The organism is Scandinavium hiltneri (assembly GCF_024764835.1).
Classification (GTDB): domain Bacteria; phylum Pseudomonadota; class Gammaproteobacteria; order Enterobacterales; family Enterobacteriaceae; genus Scandinavium; species Scandinavium hiltneri.
The window spans coordinates 1,018,975-1,038,695 of sequence record NZ_JALIGE010000076.1; the positions used below are offsets into that span (position 1 = coordinate 1,018,975).

Sequence of the window (19,721 nt, forward strand, 5' to 3'; positions counted from 1 at the left end):
CGACAAGAAGCGAGCACGATCACAAAGCGATCATGGCAAACCCAGTTTATTCGCCAGCGCCATCAGTTGGTGTAAACGATGGGCCAGATCTTCCGGCGCTTCCTGCTGAGCAGGCGCGCTCGATCCACGTACCACCAACGTCACCGGCAGCCGGGTCTGGCGGATAACGCCTGCCTCGCTTTCGCCCGTCAGCCAGTCAACGCCCTGCTCGCCCGCTTCGCGAAACGCCTGACGAATGGTGGTCAATGGCGGCGTAAACCATGCGCTGTCGGTGGTGTCATCATAGCCGACGACCGACAGCTGCCCCGGCACCGCAATGCCCTTTTCAGCACAGGCCCGCAGCACGCCGAGCGCCATCTGATCGTTCGCCACCAGTACCGCGTCAGGTTTCGTCGCATTCGCCAATAAACCGTGGGCTTTTTCATACCCCGACTGCGCGCTCCAGTCTCCGCGGGCTACCGCGCATGGCGTCAGCCCGGCCGCTGCAAGCGACTGCTGCCAGCCCGCCAGGCGCGCCCGGGCCGAGACGGATGTTACAGGCCCTGCCAGCAGCGCAATACGTGAATGCCCCTGTTCAAGAAGATGCGTCACGCCAAGCTGCGCACCCTGCGAAGGGCTGAACACGAGGCTATTCACCGCCGCTTGTTCACTGACATCGAGAAATAGCACCGGCAGCGGCGCGGCCAGCGCCCGTAGCCGCTGCGCAACCTCATCTTCCAGCGGGACGTTGATCATCAGGCCATCAACGCGCTGCGCCAACAGTTCTTGCACCGCCTCCCGGCAGCAGGTTTCCGCATTATCCGTGACCATCGAAATCAGCACCGCGTAGCCTTGCTCACCCGCCCGCTGTTTCACCGCTGACGCGATTTGCGACGGCGCATGCAACGCCAGATCGGCGCTGATAAGCCCCAGCGTCGGCTGGCGTTTTCCCGCCAGAAGCTGTGCGCCACGGTTGGGAACATAGTTGAGTTCCGCCATTGCGCGCTCGACGTTTTCACGCGTGCGCGCCGAGACGTGCGCCGCCTGATTTATCACGCGGGAAACGGTCTGATAGGAAACGCCCGCCACACGGGCAACATCGTAAAGGGTGGTGGTTTTCATATTTCCGACATCCGGGAAGCAATGCCGTCAGTGTAACGGATAATTCAGCGCCTGACTGTGAGCGCTTCGTAAATTAGCGCAACACTTTCTCTTTTTTCAGCACCGGGCGCACCGCAGATTCTGCGCGGAACCACGGTAAACAGAGCTGGATCAACGGGCCAATCGCCAGGGCATAAACCAGCGTACCGATCCCAACGCTGCCCCCCAAAAAATAACCGATAACCAGCACCGTGACTTCAATCGTGGTGCGGATCCCTCGAATCGCCCAGCCCGTGCGGGCGTGGATCCCCGTCATCAGTCCATCGCGCGGCCCGGGGCCAAAACCGGCACCGATGTACATTCCGGTCGCCAGCGCGTTCAATATCACCGCGATGACCATCATCCCACTTTGTAGCCACAGTGATTCCGGCGCGGGGATCACGACAATCGTGGCATTCGCTGCCAGGCCAAGCACAATCACATTGCTGATAGTCCCGAGTCCCGGACGCTGGCGGATGGGGATCCACAGCAGCAATACCAATGCCCCGGTGAGGATCATCACCGTACCGATATCCAGTGAGAAGACTTTCCCCACCCCAAGATGAAATACATTCCAGGGATCAGCGCCCAAATTGGCCTGCACAAACATCCCGGTGGAAATCCCATACAGGCACAGCCCGACGTACAGTTGCAGTAAACGACGCAGCATAGCGACCTCTATATTCGTTGCTGAAAAACGCATCATCGTTAAAAATGGACTTATTATTAATGACCAGTTTTATAAAAGTGGACTGCTATGTCTCTTCGTCGTTCCGGTAGCCAGTCGTTGGTAAGCCTGCTGGGCCACTGGCAGGAAACCCCGTCCCGCACCCCACTCTGGCGTCAGCTGGCCGAGGCGCTGCGGCTGTTAATTCTTGACGGTCGCCTGGCGCTCGACAGCCGTTTGCCTGGCGAACGCGAACTGTCGACCGCGCTCGGCGTAAGTCGCACCACGGTTGCCAGCGCGCTGGCACAGCTGCGTGATGAAGGCTACGTGGTCAGCCGTCATGGCAGCGGTTCCCGGGTGATTCTGCCGGCTCAGCAGCCTCAGGTTCCGACCAGAATGAACACCGTACAGGCGCTGGACTTATCCATTGCCGCACTCAACGCCGGACCAGAAATTCATCAGGCTTATCATCACGCGCTCTCTCTTTTACCACAGCATTTAGCCAGCACCGGTTACGATCAGCAGGGTTTACCGGCGCTGCGTGAAACCATTGCGCAACACTATTGCGCCCGTGGTTTGCCGACGCGCGCTGACGAAATCATGATTGTGAACGGAGCGGTGAGTGGGCTGGCCTTGATTCTGCGGCTGTTGACTGGCCCTGGCGATCGGGTGGTGGTCGATAACCCAACGTATCCGCTGGCGATTGCGGCTATCCAGGGTGCGTCCTGCCGTCCGGTGGGTGTGTCACTGCCTGCAGAAGGCTGGGATGTAGACGGTCTCACCGCCACATTCGCGCAAACGTCACCGCGTCTGGCGTATCTGATGCCTGACTTTCATAACCCGACCGGACGTTGTATGGATGGCCCGACTCGCCAGCGCATCGCCGATCTTTCAGCGCGCACCCGCACTACGCTTGTGATTGACGAAACAATGGTCGATCTCTGGTACAACGCCCCACCGCCACCGCCGCTGGCTGCATTCAACACCGATGCGCCGGTGATAACGCTGGGTTCAACAGGAAAAAGTTTTTGGGGAGGGTTGCGGCTTGGGTGGATCCGCGCTTCATCGCGCACGCTTTCTTCGCTGGCACAGGCGCGCGATACGCTGGATTTAGGCTCGCCGTTGCTGGAACAGCTGGCCACCGACTGGCTGCTGGAAAATGCCGACCACCTGCTGCCGCAAAGACGACAGATGCTCGCCGCCCGTCGGGATATGTGCAGCGCGTTAATGGCGGAGTATTTCCCTCAGTGGCGCTATACGCAGCCGGAAGGCGGACTGTCATTCTGGGTGGAATTACCGGATATGCTCTCGACGCTGTTTGCAGCGCGGGCCGAAAGTGTGGGGATTCATTTGGGAACGGGGACGCGATTTGGACTGGTTGGCGCATTCGACCGCTGGCTACGGTTGCCGTTTACGCTGGACGATGAAACGCTACAAATCGCCTTCAAAACCTTGCAACCCATCTGGAATTCTCTGAACGGTCAGCAGAATAACTTACGAGCAAGAAAAATAATCTATTAAAATCGCGACGAGCTAATAGCGGCTATTCGCTCGTCCACTATATCGTCCGTGATATTTGAGATAATTATGTCTTTATTATCGCCGACAATTATCCTGTTCTCAGGCTTCAGCGATATGACATGACGTGGATATTTTTATTAATGCTGGCGTGGGATCGGGAAGCCTTTGACTGAGATAATAAAGCTGTCACCGTCTTTTTTAATTTTTGCACCGGTGTCGCACCAGTCGGATGCAATGCGAAAGAACTCATCGCTACCGACATTCCAGTTCAAGCGTACATGCTTAACATACCCGGAGCGGAGCATTTCACAGGCTTCGCCGTAGTTAGCGGCTGTCGAAAGTTGTTGTTTCATTTTCTCTTCTTCAGAATTTTTCGTATCGCTTTGATTTCTTTAGGAGTAAGAGGAGTTGATTCTTCTTCGGTATGCTGACTGTCTACCTCGCCTTCGGATACTCCCACCTCTGATGCCGTTTCTAGCGCCAGCTGCAGCAGACGTTGTGTTGCTGCGCTTAAGGTCTCGTTATGGACTTCCGCATAATGACGTAATTGCTCTTTTAAATCGTTTTCAATTTTAACATTCAAAACCGCAGTGGCCATGTTCAGATTCCCCGTGCAATAAATTAACATAATTAATACACGAAGATGGCAAGCCGATCCACAGATATATTTTACTTATGGTTGAGATACATTATCACCAAAATTTATTGTCGGCCCAATATATGACAGTCACGTGACAGTAATATTTCATTCCTGTGACGGTGACGGTGACGGCACGAGAGCAGATAAATGTTTAAGATTCGGAAAATGCACGGGACACGCTGAGAGGACTTCTCGCTGTTGCTTCCATTCCTCAGACTTTATTGCGCAACACGCCGTTCATCTTGCGCAATATAGCATAAACTGCAGACAACAAAAAATAGTCCCGTAGTTTATTATTACCTCTAAAAATAATAACTAAAAGGCAGAGCTGGTTAGTCAGGAAGATTATTAATCTTCAGTTTGTATCCACCGCGCTCATAGTCAATATATTTATTCTTTTTTAACGAAGATACAACATTCAGAATACTGCTGCGTGACAATCCGGTGCGCTCCTGAATATAGCTAAGAATGTTAACTCGATATTTTCTCTCCGCCGGAAGTTTATCCAGCTCTTGCAGATACTGATGGACCACGGGTGGCGTGCGTTGATTGACAATCTGCATATCGCGATACACCATAAAAGTGGTGTGGTAGGTTGATAACTCTGCGACCGCACGCCATAAACCGAGTCGTTCAATCTCGGGGATCACACGCGATGCATCTACGCGAATGAGTGTACACGCCGTCTCGGCTCGAATAAGGTTACTGCGGATAGGGCAAAACATTTCTGTAAAACCAAGAACATGGGGCTCACTCGATGACCCCAAAAGGAGTCCATCAGATATCCTTAATACTGAGACTTCCCCTTGTATGACCAGATAAATATAAGATTTTTCACGCGTCCCCCAGGCAATTCTTTGTCGTGCAACAATATGTATTTGTTCGCCTAAAGGCGTCAGAGCTTTGATTAAAGTGTCAATTGCATCATCGGGACGTTTTGGTGGGCAAATCACCATATTCCATTCCTCTTTAACATCAAAATTAGCACTATCAAATAAAATTGCAGAATAATTATAGAGCGAAGACTATGGTATTACACCCCTATTAAATTAATGAAACTAAAGAAACAGCATTCAATTTAAAATTAAACAAAAGCGCTTTTATTTTGCACAAACCCCAAGAAAACTCCGAGAGATGAAACGACCAATCATATAAAGAGCATCCCGCAACAAGCAAGAATATTCTTTATTTAGTCCTTGCGTTGGGGCTGTTGTTTATCCTGGTATCGCGTAGAGTACATAGCCAACACCAGCGACGATGGCACTTATTGCCTGAAAGGAATGAAAAAAATAATAAAGAAGGGGGAAATCAGAGAGTTACCCAGAATTGGGTGGGGGCCCTGCCAGCTACATCCCGGCACACACGTCGTCTGCCCTGGCTGCTTCCTTCCGGATCTGACCTGGTGAACAGAGTAGCGTTGCGGGAGAACCAACAGAGCCCCCATTGAGAGCGTTATTCCTAACGCGCTGGCGCATTATCCCTGTGCGGCCCGGCAATTGCAACCCACCGCAGTCTGGATGGTGGTTTATTGTGCGACTGTGCCTTTCCTGGCGTCCTGTGGGAACGAGATTTCCATATTGCGAACTTGCTCTCAGCAAAACTTGGGAGAGTGTCCAGACTGTTTTAATGCCATCGGACATCCGTCTTTCTTCTTTTTTAGGGGTCGACAATGATCAATTCAATGCCTTTGACACTCACTCTGCCAATGCCCGCTATCGACGAAGTGACTCTTGCCCATCAGGGGCTGAACTATTTACGCCCGGATGTGGTGCTGGATTTTATCAGCGTTAGTCCCAATGCCTTGCTGTTTGTCACGCCAGTTGCGGTGCTGTTCGCCTCGCTTGGCGTGGTGGGCCACGTGCCGCTACGCAGGCTGCCCGTGGCGGTTTCCGGGCGTGTAACCTATCCCATCTGCACCCAGGTGCTGCCGGAATTGCGCGGAAAGTTGATTATCAATACCGCCTCCAGAAAGCTGAAATTCCTCGAAAATCAGGTGGTCAAACGCGACGAATTTGCCCCAAGTACGTCGCAGGTCATTGGCCTGGCCCTGGAGTTTACCTTCCAGCAGCCCGAGTGATCTCCGCCTTCACAAGCTGAAGTGCGTCGCTTATCCTGTGCTTTTCCCAACTGGAAAGTGCTATGGAACCCATTGATTCATTTCCGCACCGGGTGTGGCAAATCGTTGCAGCCATTCCGGAAGGTACAGTCACGACCTACGGTGACGTCGCGCGGCTGGCGGGTTCGCCTCGCGCGGCGCGTCAGGTAGGTGGCGCTCTGCGCCGTTTACCGGAAGGATCAACCCTGCCGTGGCATCGGGTAGTGAATCGTCATGGCAATATTTCCCTGACCGGCCCAGATCTTCAGCGTCAGCGCCAGGCGTTACTGTCGGAAGGCGTTCAGGTATCGGGTAGCGGCAAAATTAATATGCAGAAGTATCGCTGGAATTACTGATCCCTCCCCCGCGAGGAGGAGGAGGGAAACCGACGTTATGGGATTTGCGTCGGGGCAGGTACGGCAGACGACGGGTTCACCTGAGTCGGTGAAGTCGACGGCACGGTTGTTGCCGCACCATCATCAGTCGCCACCGGCACTGGGGTTTGCTGCACAGGCACCAGCGTCAGGTCAGCTTTGGTACCACCGTTATTGATAACCGGCTGCACCGTATCGGTAATGAACACCAGTTTATCGTTGATGGTCACTGCCGCACTCAACAGGATCCGTGCGTTTGGCTGAATATCTGCCGGGTTATACGGCAGCACGAAGCTAAACGGCGCCTGTTTCCCTTCCGTACGCGTGACTTTCTGAGAAAGCACTTTTGATGGCGCATCTGCCAGAGAAGCATCCGACAGCGTTACCGTCAGCACCGCATCCGGTGGCAAGGCCACTTTCTGGCGGATCCAGGCGGTACCGGAAACGTTAGGTTGCTGAATGACAGGTTGTGTAGCCTCAGAGGGGTTCGGGCTTGGCGCTGGTGTCTTAATATCCGCACTTTTTTGAGCACAGGCAGACAGTGCAACCGCAACCGCTAAACCACTTAACATGTGCACGAGTTTCATTATGTTCTCCTTATCATCCATGCACTCACAGGATTAAATCCCGCAAGAGTGAGTGGTTAAAACATTTGTGACGCAGTAAGTGTGGCACAGATCTCAGAAATTTGCCTGTAATCGCGCTGTTATTCAGATAATTGCACCCATCGGACTGCTTCGAAAACTGCGTTATACTGTGGCTATTCCCGCGCAGAACGCGGTCTTTTTACCTTTGAGGACATTTATGAGCCAGGCTCTCTCTAATCTGCTAACCCTGTTAAATCTGGAAAAAATTGAAGAGGGATTGTTCCGCGGTCAAAGTGAGGATCTGGGCTTACGCCAGGTATTTGGCGGCCAGGTCGTCGGTCAGGCGTTGTATGCCGCCAAAGAAACCGTGCCTGTCGACCGACTGGTGCATTCGTTCCACAGCTACTTTTTACGCCCGGGCGACAGCCAGAAACCGATTGTGTACGACGTGGAAGTCCTGCGCGATGGTAATAGTTTCAGCGCCCGCCGCGTGGCTGCTATCCAGAACGGCAAACCGATTTTCTATATGACCGCCTCTTTCCAGGCGCCGGAATCGGGTTACGAACATCAAAAACAGATGCCGCTGGCCCCTGCCCCTGATTCGCTATCATCCGAAACGGATATCGCCCGCCAGCTGGCGCATCTGCTGCCCCAACAGGTGAAGGAGAAGTTCCTGTGTGATAAACCACTGGAGATCCGTCCGGTCGAGTTCCATAACCCGATGAAAGGCCACGTGGCTGAGCCAAAACGCCAGGTATGGATCCGTGCCAACGGCACGGTGCCCGATGATTTCCGCGTGCATCAGTATCTGCTGGGCTATGCGTCTGACTTTAACTTCCTGCCGGTTGCCCTTCAGCCGCACGGCGTGGGCTTCCTCGAAAAAGGGATGCAGGTGGCGACGATTGACCATTCCATGTGGTTCCATCGCCCGTTCAATATGAATGAATGGCTGCTGTACAGCGTGGAGAGCACGTCTGCTTCTAGCGCACGCGGTTTTGTACGCGGTGAGTTTTATACTCAGGATGGTGTGCTGGTCGCGTCGACAGTACAAGAAGGCGTGATGCGCAACCGCGGTTAGAATTTTGCGGTATCGGTTAGTTCCCGCTCCCGCCGGGAGCGGGCAAACACTAAAAACGGCAATCTTAGGATTGCCGTTTTGCTTTTACTTATGCGTTATACGCATTCTCGCCGTGGCTGTTGACGTCCAGACCTTCGCGTTCCTGTTCTTCCGGAACACGCAGCCCCACGGTCAGGTCAGCCAGTTTGTAACCGATGAAAGCCACCACGCCAGACCAGACAATCGTCAGACCGATACTTTCCAGCTGTACCAGAACCTGATGGCCCATGGTCACGCCTTCCGCATAGCCGACGCCACCCAGTGAAGTCGATGCGAAGATGCCGGTCAGGATACAACCTACAATCCCGCATACGCCGTGTACACCGAACACATCGCATGGGTCATCCACACGCAGCCAGCGTTTCAGAGCCGTGACGCCCCACAGACCGGCCAGGCCCGCCGCGATACCGACAATCAGGGAACCACCCACGCCGATGTAACCACAGGCAGGAGTGACGGCCACCAGACCGGCGATTGCACCAGAACATGCGCCCAGCAGAGAAGGCTTACCGCGTACCGCCCACTCACCGAAGACCCAGGCCAGAATCGCAGCCGCAGTCGCCACTACGGTGTTCAGGAAAGCGAGTGCCGCAATTTCGTTGGCGGAGCTTGCGGAACCGGCGTTAAAGCCGAACCAGCCCACGTACAGGATAGCCGTGCCGGTGAAGACCATTGGCAGGTTATGCGGTTTGAACGCTTCTTTGCCAAAGCCCACGCGTTTGCCAATCAGGTATGCGCCCACCAGGCCCGCAACTGCGGCGTTGATGTGAACAACGGTACCGCCCGCGAAGTCCAGCGCGCCATGCGTGGCCAGCAAACCGCCGCCCCAGACCATGTGCGCAATCGGTACGTAGGAGAAGGTCATCCACACCACCACGAAAATCAGCACTGCGGAGAAGCGAATACGCTCCGCCAACGAGCCAACAATCAGGCCGACGGTGATACAGGCGAATGAACCCTGGAAAGCGACGTGGATGTACTGATAGAAGGTGCCCATCAGTGCTTTCAGTTCGATGCCTTTCAGCAGCACCCAGTCGAAACTGCCGAAGAAGTTGCCGCCGGTTCCGAACGCCAGGGTATAGCCGTAAACCACCCACAGAACGCAAACCAGTGCGAAGGTGACGGTGACCTGCGTCAGCATGGAAAGCACATTTTTGCCACGGATCAGGCCACCGTAAAACAGCGCAATCCCGGGGATACTCATAAACAGCACCAGTGCGGTGCTGATCATCATAAAGGCGTTGTCAGCTTTATCGGCGACCGCAGGCGCCGCCAGAGCCAGGCCCGGCAACAGTGCCAGTACAGCTGGGGCAATTTTCAGTAGAGTTTTGTTCATTTTCTCGATCCCTATCACTGTGTGCCAGGAGTTACAGAGCCGCTTCGTCGGCTTCGCCGGTACGAATACGAATGACGCGTTGCAGCTCGGCGACGAAGATCTTGCCGTCGCCAATCTTGCCGGTGTACGCCGCTTTACTGATCACGTCGATCACCTCATCGAGTTGATCGTCAGCGATCGCCACATCGATTTTCACCTTCGGCAGAAAGTTGACGCTATATTCGGCACCGCGGTAAAGCTCGGCATGGCCTTTCTGACGCCCGAAGCCTTTCACTTCGGTAACGGTCAGCCCCTGAATACCAATGGAAGACAGCGCTTCGCGAACGTCTTCGAGTTTGAATGGTTTAATCACCACGGTAACCAGCTTCATAGATCCCCTCCAGTCAGAATTCGGTAATGGCGGCAGCTAACACATATGAGGTAAAGCAATCGGCGTGCCAGAAATTAAAACCGGAGGTCATTCAGAGGATTCTGGCCTTTTCTGTGGCTGCGGCGAGCAGCGCAGTTCGACTGAACGAAAATGAGAGGCAGGAAGGAAAAACAAAACGCACCATTGCGGTGCAAGGTGCGTTTTGTTTTTGCACCAGCGCGCGCTGGTGTAAGTAAATTGCTTAATCGTGGTGCATCAGGAGATAAGCGTTTCTTCTTCAATACTGGCCGCCAGTTCTTCACCGGCAAGCTGCAGTTGATACATTTGCCAGTAACGCCCTTTGGCTTCAAGAAGTTGCTGATGCGTGCCCCGCTCTACCGCCTGGCCACGATGCAGCACCATGATGGTGTCGGCCTCAACGATGGTCGAGAGACGGTGGGCAATCACCACCAGCGTCGTACGCTGTCGAACCAGCGCCAGCGCCTGTTGAATCGCCTGCTCGGTGCCGGAATCGATGTTCGCGGTAGCTTCATCAAGGATCAGAATTTGCGGAGTGTCCACCAGCACGCGGGCCAGGGCCAGCAGCTGTTTCTGTCCGACCGACAGATTATTGCCCTGCTCGCCGAGCCGGGTGTAAATCCCGTCGCTCAGGCTACGCGCCAGTTCTGCAAGCTGCACCGTTTCAAGGGCCTGCCAGACCTGTGCTTCGCTGATATCACGGCCCAGCGTGACGTTGGCAAAGAACGATTCGGCCAGCACCACCGGGTCCTGCTGCACCATCGCCACGCCCTGTCGAATAACGCTGTGGCTGAGTGACGACAGCGGACGTCCATCAAGGCGAATTTCGCCTTTGCTCAGCGGGTAGTAGCCCATCAGCAGGCTGGCGAGCGTACTTTTACCACTGCCGGTATGCCCGACCAGTGCCACAAAGTTGCGCGTTGGCACGTTAATGTTGATGTCCTGCAGCACCAGACGGTCGCCACGGTAGGCGAAAGAGACATCGTCAACGTCGATCGACCCGCTTTGCAGCGGTGCTTCGTCTGCGCCGTAGTTCTGACGCGGTTTGTCCATCAGTTCAAACACGCGCTCGCCCGCCACCACCGCCTGCTGCAGCATCGACTGCTGGGTGGTGAGTTCGATTAACGGTTCATTTAAACGCCCGAGGTAGCTGATAAACGCATACAGCACGCCGACTTCAATCGTGCCGGTGCTGCTCAACCCAAACAGCATCAGCAGGCCGCAGAGAATCAGTGAGGAGAACAGGCTCAACAGCGGACGCAGCAGGAAGCCGTCCAGACGCAGGGTCTGCATGCGGGCCATGTAGTGCGAGCGGCTCGCTTCGCCCATCCGTTCGCCAAAACGCGCCTGCTGGCGGAACTGCTGAATGACGCTCATGCCGTTGATGACTTCGTTGAAACCGTCGTTGATGTCCGCCAGATAGGCGCGGACGCGACGCACAATCGGCGTGCTGTAGCGCTGGTAAATCAGCATCACCACAATCACCGCCGGGAAGATGGCGATCGCCACCAGTGCCATGCGCCAGTCGAGGCTGAACATTGCCACCAGCATCGCGCTGATCAGTGCCGCGCTGCGGAGTACCGTAGAAACCACGGTGACATACAGATCACGAATCACTTCGGTGTCATTAGTCACGCGTGAAATCAGCTGCCCGACCGGCTGCACGTCAAACTCGCTGAGTGGCTGGCGCAGCGCGGCGTCCATGACGTCGGTGCGCAATTGTTGCACCACCCCGACAGCAGCCCGGTTAAACAGCAGCGACTGCGCATAGTGCAAGGACGCCGCCAGCAGCTGCAGGCCAACGTACGATGCGGCAAGACCGATAACAATGCCCCACGGCAGATAGCTTTTCGCCACCATGTTATCGATGAAATAGCTTATCAGCAGCGGGCCTGTGACTTCCGCGATGGCGGCAATCCACATCATCACCATGCCGATGCCTAGTGGCTTACGCCACGGCGATCCATAAGCCAGCAGGCGTTTGAGCGTTGGCCAAAGTTGTCCGAAACTACGCATCGGCTTCCTCCTCACGCTGCTCTTCCGGCACGTCGTCGAGCGCCGCCTCCAGTTGCTGATAACGATACATATCGCGATACCAGCCGGACTGTATCGCCAGCTGCTCGTGTTCACCGCGCTGGGCAATGTGTCCATGCTGCATGACGATAATCTCACTGGCTTCGGTCAAGGCCGACAGGCGATGCGCGCTGATGATCACCGTACGCCCTTCGCCCCACTGACGCAGGTTGTGCAGGATCTGATGCTCTGTGCGCCCGTCGACCGCAGACAGCGCATCGTCGAGGATCAGAATTTCAGCATCCAGCAACAGCGCGCGGGCGATAGAAATACGCTGCTTCTGCCCACCAGACAGCATCACGCCTCGCTCGCCCACTTCTGTGTCATAGCCCTGCGGCAAACGTAAAATGTCTTCATGCACGCTGGCAAGCCGCGCCACATGCTCAATTTCTTCCTGCGTCGCACCCGGTTTGCCGAGCGCAATATTGCTGCCCACGGTATCGGAGAACAGGAATGGTGTCTGATTGACCACTGCCAGGCGGCTACGCCAACTGTCGAGCTGGAGCGCTGTCAGAGGGAGATCCTGGAAGCGAATGTCGCCCTCGGTGACGTCAAAATGACGCTGGATAAGCGACAACACCGTGGATTTCCCGGCGCCGGTTGGGCCGCAGATCCCCAGCATCTGGCCAGGCTGCAGGCTGAACTGCACATTATGCAGCGTCGGCTTTTCGGTTTGCGGATAGCAGAACTCGCGAATATTCACCGCCAGCGTGCCGCGATCGGGCGTCAGTATTTGCGTACCGTCGTTCACCACCGGCGCTTCAGCGAGCATGTCGCGGATTCGAGTATAAGCGGCACTGCCGCGCTCGACGATATTAAACATCCACGCCAGCGCCAGCATTGGCCAAATCATCAGGCCGAGATACATCATGAAGCTGGTGAGCTGACCGAGTGTGAGGCTACCGTGCACCACCATCCAGCTTCCGCCGGAAATCGCCAGTAAGTTTGCCATGCCGATTGCGATGTAAATCGTCGGATCGAAGCGGGCATCCACCCGGGCCACGCGCATGTTTTTCGCGCCGGTATCCGCCGCATCGGCCGCAAACTGCGCGGACTGCCGGTCTTCCAGACCAAACGCTTTGATCATGCGAATGCTGGTCAGGCTTTCCTGCGTACGGTCATTCAGGCCGGAGAACGCCGCCTGCGCCAGCTTAAAGCGGTTATGTAGCGTGTCGCCGTTACGCTTGATAACCAGCGCCATAATCGGCATCGGCACCAGCGCCAGCAAGGTCAGTTCCCAGCTTATTTGAGTCGACATGACGATCAGCACCGCACAGCCCATTACCAGCGAATCCACCAGCGTCAGCACACCTTCACCGGCGGCAAACACCACCCGGTCAACGTCGTTGGTGGCGCGGGCAATCAAATCCCCGGTGCGGTGGCGCAGGTAAAATTCAGGATGCTGACGGCTGAGTTGGCGGTAATAATCCTCACGCAGTTCAACGGCGAGCTGATAGGACGCGCCGAACAGCAGCACGCGCCAGACATAGCGCAGCAGATACACCACCACCGCAATCAGCGCCAGCGTTGCCACCCACATCATGATCCGCGTGGTGGTGTAGTGTTGTTGCGTCACGCCATCCACCACGATGCCCACCACCTTCGGCGGGATCAGTTGCAGAATGGCAATAATGATAAGCAGCAGGACCGCACCGAGATAGCGGCGCCATTCCCGACGGAAATACCAGCTGAGTTGAGCAAATAATCGCACGCAGAATTACCCAGAGAATTATTCGACCGGCAACGCGGTAGTGTACTTAATCTGTTCCATCGCAAAACTCGATGTCACATCAGATAAGCCCGGCACGCTGTTAACCAGCCGTTTGTAAAAGTCGTCGTAGCGCTTCATGTCCGCTACCTGTACCCGCAGGAGATAGTCGTACTCGCCCGCCATGCGCCAGAAGCCAAGCACTTCGGGCATTTGCGTCACCTGTGACACAAAGTGGCTGTACCATTCACTGCTGTGGTGCTGGGTTTTTATCAGCACGAACGCTGTGAGTCCGAGCCCTAATTTTTCTGCATCCAACAGCGCCACTCGTGCACGCAAAACGCCTTCGTCTTCGAGGCGTTTCAGGCGTTTCCAGCAGGGCGTGGTGGTCAGATTAACGGCATCGGCGAGCGCCTGCAAAGAGAGGGTGCAATCCTCCTGCAGCAGCGCCAGCAGCTTACGGTCAGTTTTATCTATCATTAGCGCCCCGTGGAGAAAAATATTCTCTCTTAATTGTATTTCAAAGGCTATATAGCAACAATTTTTTCCGTGCTTTCCGTTAATCTGGGCACAAAATGACAAACAGGACGTAATGATGAACAGCACCTGGGTAAAACACGCCATCAGTGAGATTAATGCCGACTATCAGCGCTCTGCGGACACGCACCTGATTCGCCTGACGCTGCCCGCTTTCTCCGGCATTCAGCTCTACCTGAAAGATGAAAGCACGCACCCGACCGGCAGCCTCAAGCACCGCCTGGCGCGTTCACTGTTTTTATATGGTTTGTGCAACGGCTGGATCAAAGAAGGCACCACGATCATCGAAGCTTCGTCAGGATCGACGGCGGTTTCCGAAGCCTATTTTGCGCGTCTGCTCGGCCTGCCGTTTATCGCCGTGATGCCGTCGTGCACTGCGAAACGCAAAATTGAACAAATCGAATTTTACGGCGGTCGCTGCCACTTTGTGCAAAGTGCCTGCGAAATCTACGAAGCCTCTGAAATGCTGGCCCGCGAGATAAACGGTCATTATATGGATCAGTTCACCTACGCCGAGCGCGCCACCGACTGGCGCGGCAATAATAACATCGCCGACAGCATTTTCCGCCAGATGCAGCATGAACCTAACCCGGTTCCAGCCCATATCGTAATGAGTGCAGGCACCGGCGGTACATCGGCTACCATCGGGCGCTATATTCGCTGCCAGGGTTATGACACGCAGCTGACGGTGGTTGACCCGCAGAACTCGGTATTTATGGACTACTGGCAGCAGCGCGATGCAACATTACGCAGCCCGATTGGCAGCAAAATTGAAGGGATTGGTCGCCCGCGCGTCGAGCCGTCGTTCATTCCTGACGTGGTCGATAACATGCTGCGCGTGCAGGATGCGGCAAGCGTCGTCACCGCGCATTGGCTGGAAACGCAACTGGGCCGCAAAGTGGGGGCTTCAACGGGAACCAATATGTGGGGCGCGTTACAGCTTGCCGCACAAATGCGCAGTGCGGGTCAGACCGGTTCGATTGTGACCCTGCTGTGTGACAGCGGCGAACGCTATCTCGAAACCTACTACAACCCGCAATGGGTGGCCGCAAATATTGGCGAACTTGCCCCGTCGCAGGCTGCGCTGTCAGAGCTTATCGGACAGTAATCAACGGACTCATAAAAGAAAAAAGCCAGGCATCATATGAAGCCTGGCTTGCCGGAAGGGTCTCGTCATTCGGGGGAATAAGGGAGATGTGGTGTATCCAGCCAATGAGTCAAAAAGTGGGACACTGCCTGATTTTGGCAATGACCGATAACCGGTAAGTGCGGTAATGCCGCTTTCAGCTGCGGCATGGCGTTGCCCATAATCAGACCTTTTCCAACCTGACCCAGCATTTCGCTGTCGTTCATCGCGTCGCCAAATGCCATGCAGTCTGCCATGGTCACGCCGAGATGGGTGCTGAGCGTCGCCAGCGCTGCGCCTTTGTTGCAGCCGACGGGCAGTACTTCCAGGCACTCGACCGCTGAAAAAGTCAGATGCGCGCGGGAACCCAATGCGTCATTGAGCTGGATCCGTAAACGGCAGAGATCGTCATGATCGCCACAGAAACAGATCTTGGTGACGTCATGGGCTGGCAGACGTTTAAAATCGCAGAGCTGATAACGGAATCCGCTATAAACGTGCGCCTGTAACATGTCCGGAATATCTCTGTCCGTCAGCCAACCACTGTCGTTAAACACATGCATGCTGGCCTGAGTATCCCAATGGCTGTGCAGGACAAGGTCAGCCACGTCGGGGTCCAGATCACTACGGTGCAGCACATCACCTTCCAGGGAATGAATGCGCGTGCCGTTACCGGTTATCAAGAAGGCATCGAGGGCGAAGTTACCAATCAGGTGGCGCATTTCGAGGACATGGCGGCCGGTGGCAAACGTCAGCGTAATTTCCCGCTCGTGCAGGCGTTTCAGCGTACTCAACGTTTGTTCACCCAGACGATGGTCGGGCATCAACAGCGTCCCATCCATATCAAATGCAGCCAGTCTTGCCATGTTGTTCCTCGGAAGTGTGATGAGAGTCTCTTGTGCGAAAGTATCGCCTGAGATATACGGAAGGAATAGTGAATGAATGAACTTTATTGTTCCGGGTTTATCAAGTGAGCGACGATGCGCCAACTCAACAGACTTAATCAGTTTCAACGCCTGTGGCAGCCTTCTTCCGGCGCGCCGCAGCAAATTACCGTTGCCGAACTGGCGGAACGTTGTTTTTGCAGCGAGCGACATGTGCGTACGCTTTTGCGTCAGGCGCAGGACTCCGGCTGGCTTAGCTGGCAGGCCCAGTCAGGCCGTGGAAAGCGCGGCACGCTGACTTTTCACGTCACGCCCGAGACGCTGCGCAATGAGATGATGGAGCAAGCGCTGACACTCGGCCAACAGCAGAATGCGCTGGAGCTGGCACAGCTTGCGGCCCCGGAACTGCGCGCCCTGCTGCATCCGTTTCTCGGCGGCCAGTGGCAGAACAACACTCCGACGCTGCGTATTCCCTACTATCGCTCGCTCGAACCACTGCACCCCGGTTTTCTGCCTGGTCGTGCGGAACAGCATCTGGCAGGACAGGTTTTTTCCGGCCTGACTCGCTTTCATCAAAATACCGCCGAGCCGCGCGGTGACCTGGCCCATCACTGGGAAGTGTCGGCCGACGGATTGCGCTGGCATTTTTACATCCGTTCGACGCTGCACTGGCACAATGGCGATCCGGTTGATACCGCGCAGCTGCATCGGCGTCTGGAAATGTTACTGGCGCAGCCCGCTCTACGGACACTGTTCGCCAGCGTGCAGCGCATCGAAATCACTCACGCGCAGTGCCTGACGTTCACGCTGGTCAAGCCTGACTTCTGGCTGGCGCATCGCCTGGCCAGCTATTGCAGCGTGCTGGCGCATCCGGATAACCCAGCCATCGGCACCGGTCCGTTCCGGCTGAAAATCTTCGAACCTGAATTGGTAAGACTAGAAAGCCATAACCGCTACCATCTGACGCATCCGCTGTTGCAGACCATTGAATACTGGATTACACCGCAGCTGTTTGAGCAGGATTTGGGCACCAGCTGTCGTCATCCAGTACAGCTGGCGATTGGTGAAGCGGACGACCTGCGAAAATTACGGCTGGTGAGCGACAGTATTAGTCTCGGTTTTTGCTACCTGACGCTGCGAAAAAGCGCGGCGCTTACCACATCTCAGGCGCAAAAACTGATTACGCTCATCCACCGGACATCGCTAATGCAGACGCTGCCCCTGGATGAAAACCTGATTACGCCGAGCCATGAACTGCTACCCGGTTGGGAAATTCCGTTGGCAGAAGACTCACAGTCTGTCACCTTCCCGGCATCATTGACGCTCATCTACCATTTGCCCGTTGAACTTCACACCATGGCCGAACAGCTTCGTCAGGCGCTGGAGAAACGGGGCTGTAAGCTGACGGTTATTTTCCATGATGCCAAAACCTGGGATGGCTGCCCGAATTTATCTCAGGCGGATTTGGTGATGGGCGACAGGCTGATTGGCGACACGCCTGAATACACGCTCGAACAATGGCTGCGCTGCGATCCGCTGTGGCCACATACGCTCAGCCCGGCACAGTATTCCCATCTTCAGGCCACGCTTGACGCGGTTCAGACGCAGAAAAACCCTGAATCGCGCCATGCGGCCCTGCAAAATGTTTTCCATCATTTAATGGATGCGGCAGTGCTGACGCCGCTGTTTAACTATCAGTACAAAATCAGCGCGCCGCCGGGTGTGAACGGTATTCGTCTGAACGCCAGGGGCTGGTTCGATTTCACCGAGGCCTGGCTGCCCGCCTCTACGGAAACGTAAAGCACGTCTTGTAGCTGGTCGGCATCGTCGCCAAACGCTACCATAGCGTTTTCTTAAATATTGACAGGATTTGCTATGAAACGCGCCGTCGTGGTTTTCAGCGGAGGTCAGGACTCCACCACTTGCCTGGTCCAGGCTTTACAGCAGTATGATGAAGTGCACTGCGTGACGTTTGATTACGGACAGCGCCATCGCGCGGAAATCGACGTCGCACGTGAACTGGCGCTGAAACTCGGCGCGCGTGCGCATAAGGTGCTGGATGTTACGCTGCTTAACGAACTGGCGGTCAGCAGCCTCACTCGCGACAGTATTCCTGTTCCAGACTACGAACCTGAAGCCAACGGCATTCCAAATACCTTCGTGCCGGGCCGCAATATTCTTTTCCTGACCCTGGCCGCAATTTATGCCTATCAGGTAAAAGCAGAAGCGGTGATCACCGGGGTATGCGAAACCGATTTCTCCGGTTATCCGGATTGCCGGGATGAGTTTGTTAAAGCCCTCAACCACGCAGTGAACCTCGGTATGGCGAAAGAAACCCGCTTCGAAACGCCGCTGATGTGGATAGATAAAGCAGAAACCTGGGCGCTTGCAGATTACTGGGGCCATCTCGATATGGTTCGCAGCGAAACCCTCACCTGCTATAACGGCATCAAAGGCGATGGCTGTGGCCACTGCGCGGCCTGCACGCTTCGCGCCAACGGTCTGAATCATTATCTGGCCGACAAAACTGGCGTAATGGCGGCATTGAAAGCGAAAACCGGCCTGAAGTAAGTGCGTACTCCCCGGCGGCAGTCTGCGTGCCGGGGTTCTTTCCTACCATTTCAATTTATTCGACCATGTCTTCCAGATGAGCGCGAAGTTCACCGTCCAGCGGTAACGCTTTTTGTGTTTTCAGATCGATACAAACAAACGTAATCTGCGCATCCGCCACCACTTCCCCTTCAGGCTCCAGCGTCACAACCTGGCTTAATACACCGCTTTTACCATTCAGTTGCTGTACCTTGCTGGTGACTGTGAGCAGGTCGCCCAGTACCGCGGGGCGACGATAGTTGATGTTGATATTCACCACCACAAACGCGATGTGGTGCTGGCTCATCCATTGAAAGCCCGCGCTGCTTTCCAGCCCGTCCCAGCGAGCCTCTTCGAGAAACTCAAGGTAGCGAGCGTTATTAACGTGTTGATAAACATCAAGATGATATCCACGAACTTTAATTTGGGTCTGCATAGCGCAATAGCCTTTGTTATTTATAGAGTCAGAGGTCGCACACTGGTACGACCTCTTTAGTTTGGCATTATTTTGCTACTGTGCAAACTCTCCGCATGGTCAGAGCATCAGATTTGAAAGATTTCTTTCGACAAGTGCGCCTCCCATACCCGGCACCTGGCGCAGATCGTCAATAGCTTTAAAGGGACCGTATTCTTCACGATAGCTGACGATAGCCTGGGCTTTCTTCAGCCCGACGCCATTCATCACCCGGGCCAGCTCGTCGGCGGTGGCCGTGTTGATACTGACCTTATCGCCAGCGCTTTGGTTTGCGGTGGCTGACTCGCTGAGTTTTTCAGGGCTTGCAGGGGCTGCTGCGGATTTGGCATCCACAGGCGGTTTACCTGCCGCCGTGGCAGCCAGAGCGTGAGAACCGATACCCGAAATGGCGAGAGTAAGAACGAGAAGTACTGTTTTGATTCCTGATTTCATGCTGTATCTCCTTATGTGTTGACAGCAACGTCACGATAACCAGAGGGAGAAAA

The 19,721-nt window shown here is 55.1% G+C and carries 22 protein-coding genes and 1 other RNA gene; 8 read left to right on the top strand and 15 right to left on the bottom strand.

Features of this window, described 5'->3' with window-relative positions:
• Positions 1-30: 30 nt before the first annotated feature.
• Positions 31-1,101 (bottom strand): LacI family DNA-binding transcriptional regulator, encoded by a 1,071-nt coding sequence (locus MUU47_RS22220; RefSeq protein WP_258990324.1) that lies wholly within the window; start codon positions 1,099-1,101, stop codon positions 31-33.
• A gap of 73 nt (positions 1,102-1,174) precedes the next feature.
• Positions 1,175-1,789: a membrane protein YczE gene (gene yczE, locus MUU47_RS22225; protein ID WP_258990325.1), complete on the bottom strand. Its 615-nt coding sequence runs from the start codon at positions 1,787-1,789 to the stop codon at positions 1,175-1,177.
• 87 nt (positions 1,790-1,876) lie between these two features.
• Here yczE and yczR point away from each other — a divergent pair, with 87 nt between their 5' ends.
• On the top strand, positions 1,877-3,307 hold the full coding sequence (gene yczR / locus MUU47_RS22230; protein ID WP_258990326.1) for a MocR-like transcription factor YczR: 1,431 nt from the start codon (positions 1,877-1,879) through the stop codon (positions 3,305-3,307).
• Between the two features lie 137 nt (positions 3,308-3,444).
• On the opposite strand, the gene MUU47_RS22235 is transcribed toward yczR, so the two are convergent.
• The 4 genes from MUU47_RS22235 to ffs all read right to left on the bottom strand — a co-directional run bounded on the left by MUU47_RS22235 (position 3,445) and on the right by ffs (position 5,381).
• Positions 3,445-3,660, bottom strand: coding sequence for a hypothetical protein (locus MUU47_RS22235; RefSeq protein WP_125355527.1), 216 nt, complete (start codon positions 3,658-3,660; stop codon positions 3,445-3,447).
• Positions 3,657-3,905: a hypothetical protein gene (locus MUU47_RS22240; RefSeq protein WP_258990327.1), complete on the bottom strand. Its 249-nt coding sequence runs from the start codon at positions 3,903-3,905 to the stop codon at positions 3,657-3,659. Before MUU47_RS22240 ends, MUU47_RS22235 begins: the two co-directional genes overlap by 4 nt.
• Before the next feature lie 374 nt (positions 3,906-4,279).
• Positions 4,280-4,903, bottom strand: coding sequence for a helix-turn-helix domain-containing protein (locus MUU47_RS22245; RefSeq protein WP_258990329.1), 624 nt, complete (start codon positions 4,901-4,903; stop codon positions 4,280-4,282).
• Between the two features lie 381 nt (positions 4,904-5,284).
• Positions 5,285-5,381: signal recognition particle sRNA small type (gene ffs, locus MUU47_RS22250), an RNA gene on the bottom strand.
• A gap of 247 nt (positions 5,382-5,628) precedes the next feature.
• Between ffs and MUU47_RS22255 the strand changes: the two genes are divergently transcribed.
• Both MUU47_RS22255 and MUU47_RS22260 read left to right on the top strand, forming a co-directional pair.
• A complete protein-coding gene (locus MUU47_RS22255) occupies positions 5,629-6,024 on the top strand; it encodes a dTDP-glucose pyrophosphorylase (protein WP_258990330.1) in 396 nt (131 codons plus the stop codon).
• A gap of 62 nt (positions 6,025-6,086) precedes the next feature.
• Positions 6,087-6,398 (top strand): MGMT family protein, encoded by a 312-nt coding sequence (locus MUU47_RS22260; RefSeq protein WP_258990331.1) that lies wholly within the window; start codon positions 6,087-6,089, stop codon positions 6,396-6,398.
• A 35-nt stretch (positions 6,399-6,433) separates the two neighbouring features.
• Here MUU47_RS22260 and MUU47_RS22265 read toward each other — a convergent pair whose 3' ends face one another.
• Positions 6,434-7,003, bottom strand: a complete 570-nt coding sequence (locus MUU47_RS22265; protein ID WP_258990332.1) for a YbaY family lipoprotein — start codon at positions 7,001-7,003, stop codon at positions 6,434-6,436.
• A gap of 217 nt (positions 7,004-7,220) precedes the next feature.
• Between MUU47_RS22265 and tesB the strand changes: the two genes are divergently transcribed.
• Positions 7,221-8,081, top strand: coding sequence for an acyl-CoA thioesterase II (gene tesB / locus MUU47_RS22270; protein WP_258990333.1), 861 nt, complete (start codon positions 7,221-7,223; stop codon positions 8,079-8,081).
• Positions 8,082-8,169: 88 nt separating this feature from the next.
• Here the strand turns inward: tesB and amtB are convergent, their stop codons facing one another.
• Entirely contained in the window at positions 8,170-9,456 is a 1,287-nt protein-coding gene (gene amtB, locus MUU47_RS22275) for an ammonium transporter AmtB (RefSeq protein WP_159772684.1), read from the bottom strand.
• 31 nt (positions 9,457-9,487) lie between these two features.
• On the bottom strand, positions 9,488-9,826 hold the full coding sequence (gene glnK / locus MUU47_RS22280) for a P-II family nitrogen regulator (RefSeq protein WP_002891893.1): 339 nt from the start codon (positions 9,824-9,826) through the stop codon (positions 9,488-9,490).
• 26 nt (positions 9,827-9,852) lie between these two features.
• Between glnK and MUU47_RS22285 the strand changes: the two genes are divergently transcribed.
• Positions 9,853-10,062: a hypothetical protein gene (locus MUU47_RS22285; RefSeq protein WP_258990334.1), complete on the top strand. Its 210-nt coding sequence runs from the start codon at positions 9,853-9,855 to the stop codon at positions 10,060-10,062.
• A gap of 19 nt (positions 10,063-10,081) precedes the next feature.
• On the opposite strand, the gene MUU47_RS22290 is transcribed toward MUU47_RS22285, so the two are convergent.
• The 3 genes from MUU47_RS22290 to MUU47_RS22300 are packed head-to-tail and all read right to left on the bottom strand — an operon-like array spanning position 10,082 to position 14,105.
• Positions 10,082-11,860, bottom strand: coding sequence for a SmdB family multidrug efflux ABC transporter permease/ATP-binding protein (locus MUU47_RS22290; protein WP_258990335.1), 1,779 nt, complete (start codon positions 11,858-11,860; stop codon positions 10,082-10,084).
• On the bottom strand, positions 11,853-13,628 hold the full coding sequence (locus MUU47_RS22295) for a SmdA family multidrug ABC transporter permease/ATP-binding protein (RefSeq protein WP_258990336.1): 1,776 nt from the start codon (positions 13,626-13,628) through the stop codon (positions 11,853-11,855). The genes MUU47_RS22290 and MUU47_RS22295 overlap by 8 nt, the downstream gene beginning before the upstream one ends.
• Positions 13,629-13,646: 18 nt before the next feature.
• The gene (locus tag MUU47_RS22300) at positions 13,647-14,105 is read right to left on the bottom strand and encodes an Lrp/AsnC family transcriptional regulator (protein ID WP_258990337.1); all 459 of its coding nucleotides are present in this window, start codon (positions 14,103-14,105) and stop codon (positions 13,647-13,649) included.
• 115 nt (positions 14,106-14,220) lie between these two features.
• Between MUU47_RS22300 and MUU47_RS22305 the strand changes: the two genes are divergently transcribed.
• Positions 14,221-15,270, top strand: a complete 1,050-nt coding sequence (locus tag MUU47_RS22305; RefSeq protein WP_309578277.1) for a PLP-dependent cysteine synthase family protein — start codon at positions 14,221-14,223, stop codon at positions 15,268-15,270.
• A 65-nt stretch (positions 15,271-15,335) separates the two neighbouring features.
• Here the strand turns inward: MUU47_RS22305 and cof are convergent, their stop codons facing one another.
• The gene (gene cof, locus MUU47_RS22310) at positions 15,336-16,154 is read right to left on the bottom strand and encodes an HMP-PP phosphatase (RefSeq protein WP_258990340.1); all 819 of its coding nucleotides are present in this window, start codon (positions 16,152-16,154) and stop codon (positions 15,336-15,338) included.
• A gap of 114 nt (positions 16,155-16,268) precedes the next feature.
• On the opposite strand from cof, the gene MUU47_RS22315 reads away from it, so the two are divergent.
• Together MUU47_RS22315 and queC are read left to right on the top strand one after the other, a co-directional pair.
• On the top strand, positions 16,269-17,972 hold the full coding sequence (locus MUU47_RS22315; RefSeq protein ID WP_258990342.1) for an SgrR family transcriptional regulator: 1,704 nt from the start codon (positions 16,269-16,271) through the stop codon (positions 17,970-17,972).
• 75 nt (positions 17,973-18,047) lie between these two features.
• Positions 18,048-18,743: a 7-cyano-7-deazaguanine synthase QueC gene (gene queC / locus MUU47_RS22320; RefSeq protein ID WP_258990343.1), complete on the top strand. Its 696-nt coding sequence runs from the start codon at positions 18,048-18,050 to the stop codon at positions 18,741-18,743.
• 55 nt (positions 18,744-18,798) lie between these two features.
• On the opposite strand, the gene MUU47_RS22325 is transcribed toward queC, so the two are convergent.
• Together MUU47_RS22325 and MUU47_RS22330 are read right to left on the bottom strand one after the other, a co-directional pair.
• Complete coding sequence (locus MUU47_RS22325; protein WP_258990345.1) at positions 18,799-19,197, bottom strand: YbgC/FadM family acyl-CoA thioesterase; 399 nt, start codon at positions 19,195-19,197, stop codon at positions 18,799-18,801.
• A gap of 99 nt (positions 19,198-19,296) precedes the next feature.
• A complete protein-coding gene (locus MUU47_RS22330; protein WP_258990347.1) occupies positions 19,297-19,668 on the bottom strand; it encodes a helix-hairpin-helix domain-containing protein in 372 nt (123 codons plus the stop codon).
• Positions 19,669-19,721 lie beyond the last annotated feature (53 nt).

Bases quoted from the DNA above. Each gene is read 5' to 3' on its own strand.
- MUU47_RS22220 (WP_258990324.1), bottom strand. From the start codon at position 1,101: ATGAAAACCACCACCCTTTACGATGTTGCCCGTGTGGCGGGCGTTTCC.
- yczE (WP_258990325.1), bottom strand. From the start codon at position 1,789: ATGCTGCGTCGTTTACTGCAACTGTACGTCGGGCTGTGCCTGTATGGG.
- yczR (WP_258990326.1), top strand. From the start codon at position 1,877: ATGTCTCTTCGTCGTTCCGGTAGCCAGTCGTTGGTAAGCCTGCTGGGC.
- MUU47_RS22235 (WP_125355527.1), bottom strand. From the start codon at position 3,660: ATGAAACAACAACTTTCGACAGCCGCTAACTACGGCGAAGCCTGTGAA.
- MUU47_RS22240 (WP_258990327.1), bottom strand. From the start codon at position 3,905: ATGGCCACTGCGGTTTTGAATGTTAAAATTGAAAACGATTTAAAAGAG.
- MUU47_RS22245 (WP_258990329.1), bottom strand. From the start codon at position 4,903: ATGGTGATTTGCCCACCAAAACGTCCCGATGATGCAATTGACACTTTA.
- MUU47_RS22255 (WP_258990330.1), top strand. From the start codon at position 5,629: ATGCCTTTGACACTCACTCTGCCAATGCCCGCTATCGACGAAGTGACT.
- MUU47_RS22260 (WP_258990331.1), top strand. From the start codon at position 6,087: ATGGAACCCATTGATTCATTTCCGCACCGGGTGTGGCAAATCGTTGCA.
- MUU47_RS22265 (WP_258990332.1), bottom strand. From the start codon at position 7,003: ATGAAACTCGTGCACATGTTAAGTGGTTTAGCGGTTGCGGTTGCACTG.
- tesB (WP_258990333.1), top strand. From the start codon at position 7,221: ATGAGCCAGGCTCTCTCTAATCTGCTAACCCTGTTAAATCTGGAAAAA.
- amtB (WP_159772684.1), bottom strand. From the start codon at position 9,456: ATGAACAAAACTCTACTGAAAATTGCCCCAGCTGTACTGGCACTGTTG.
- glnK (WP_002891893.1), bottom strand. From the start codon at position 9,826: ATGAAGCTGGTTACCGTGGTGATTAAACCATTCAAACTCGAAGACGTT.
- MUU47_RS22285 (WP_258990334.1), top strand. From the start codon at position 9,853: ATGGCGGCAGCTAACACATATGAGGTAAAGCAATCGGCGTGCCAGAAA.
- MUU47_RS22290 (WP_258990335.1), bottom strand. From the start codon at position 11,860: ATGCGTAGTTTCGGACAACTTTGGCCAACGCTCAAACGCCTGCTGGCT.
- MUU47_RS22300 (WP_258990337.1), bottom strand. From the start codon at position 14,105: ATGATAGATAAAACTGACCGTAAGCTGCTGGCGCTGCTGCAGGAGGAT.
- MUU47_RS22305 (WP_309578277.1), top strand. From the start codon at position 14,221: ATGAACAGCACCTGGGTAAAACACGCCATCAGTGAGATTAATGCCGAC.
- cof (WP_258990340.1), bottom strand. From the start codon at position 16,154: ATGGCAAGACTGGCTGCATTTGATATGGATGGGACGCTGTTGATGCCC.
- MUU47_RS22315 (WP_258990342.1), top strand. From the start codon at position 16,269: ATGCGCCAACTCAACAGACTTAATCAGTTTCAACGCCTGTGGCAGCCT.
- queC (WP_258990343.1), top strand. From the start codon at position 18,048: ATGAAACGCGCCGTCGTGGTTTTCAGCGGAGGTCAGGACTCCACCACT.
- MUU47_RS22325 (WP_258990345.1), bottom strand. From the start codon at position 19,197: ATGCAGACCCAAATTAAAGTTCGTGGATATCATCTTGATGTTTATCAA.
- MUU47_RS22330 (WP_258990347.1), bottom strand. From the start codon at position 19,668: ATGAAATCAGGAATCAAAACAGTACTTCTCGTTCTTACTCTCGCCATT.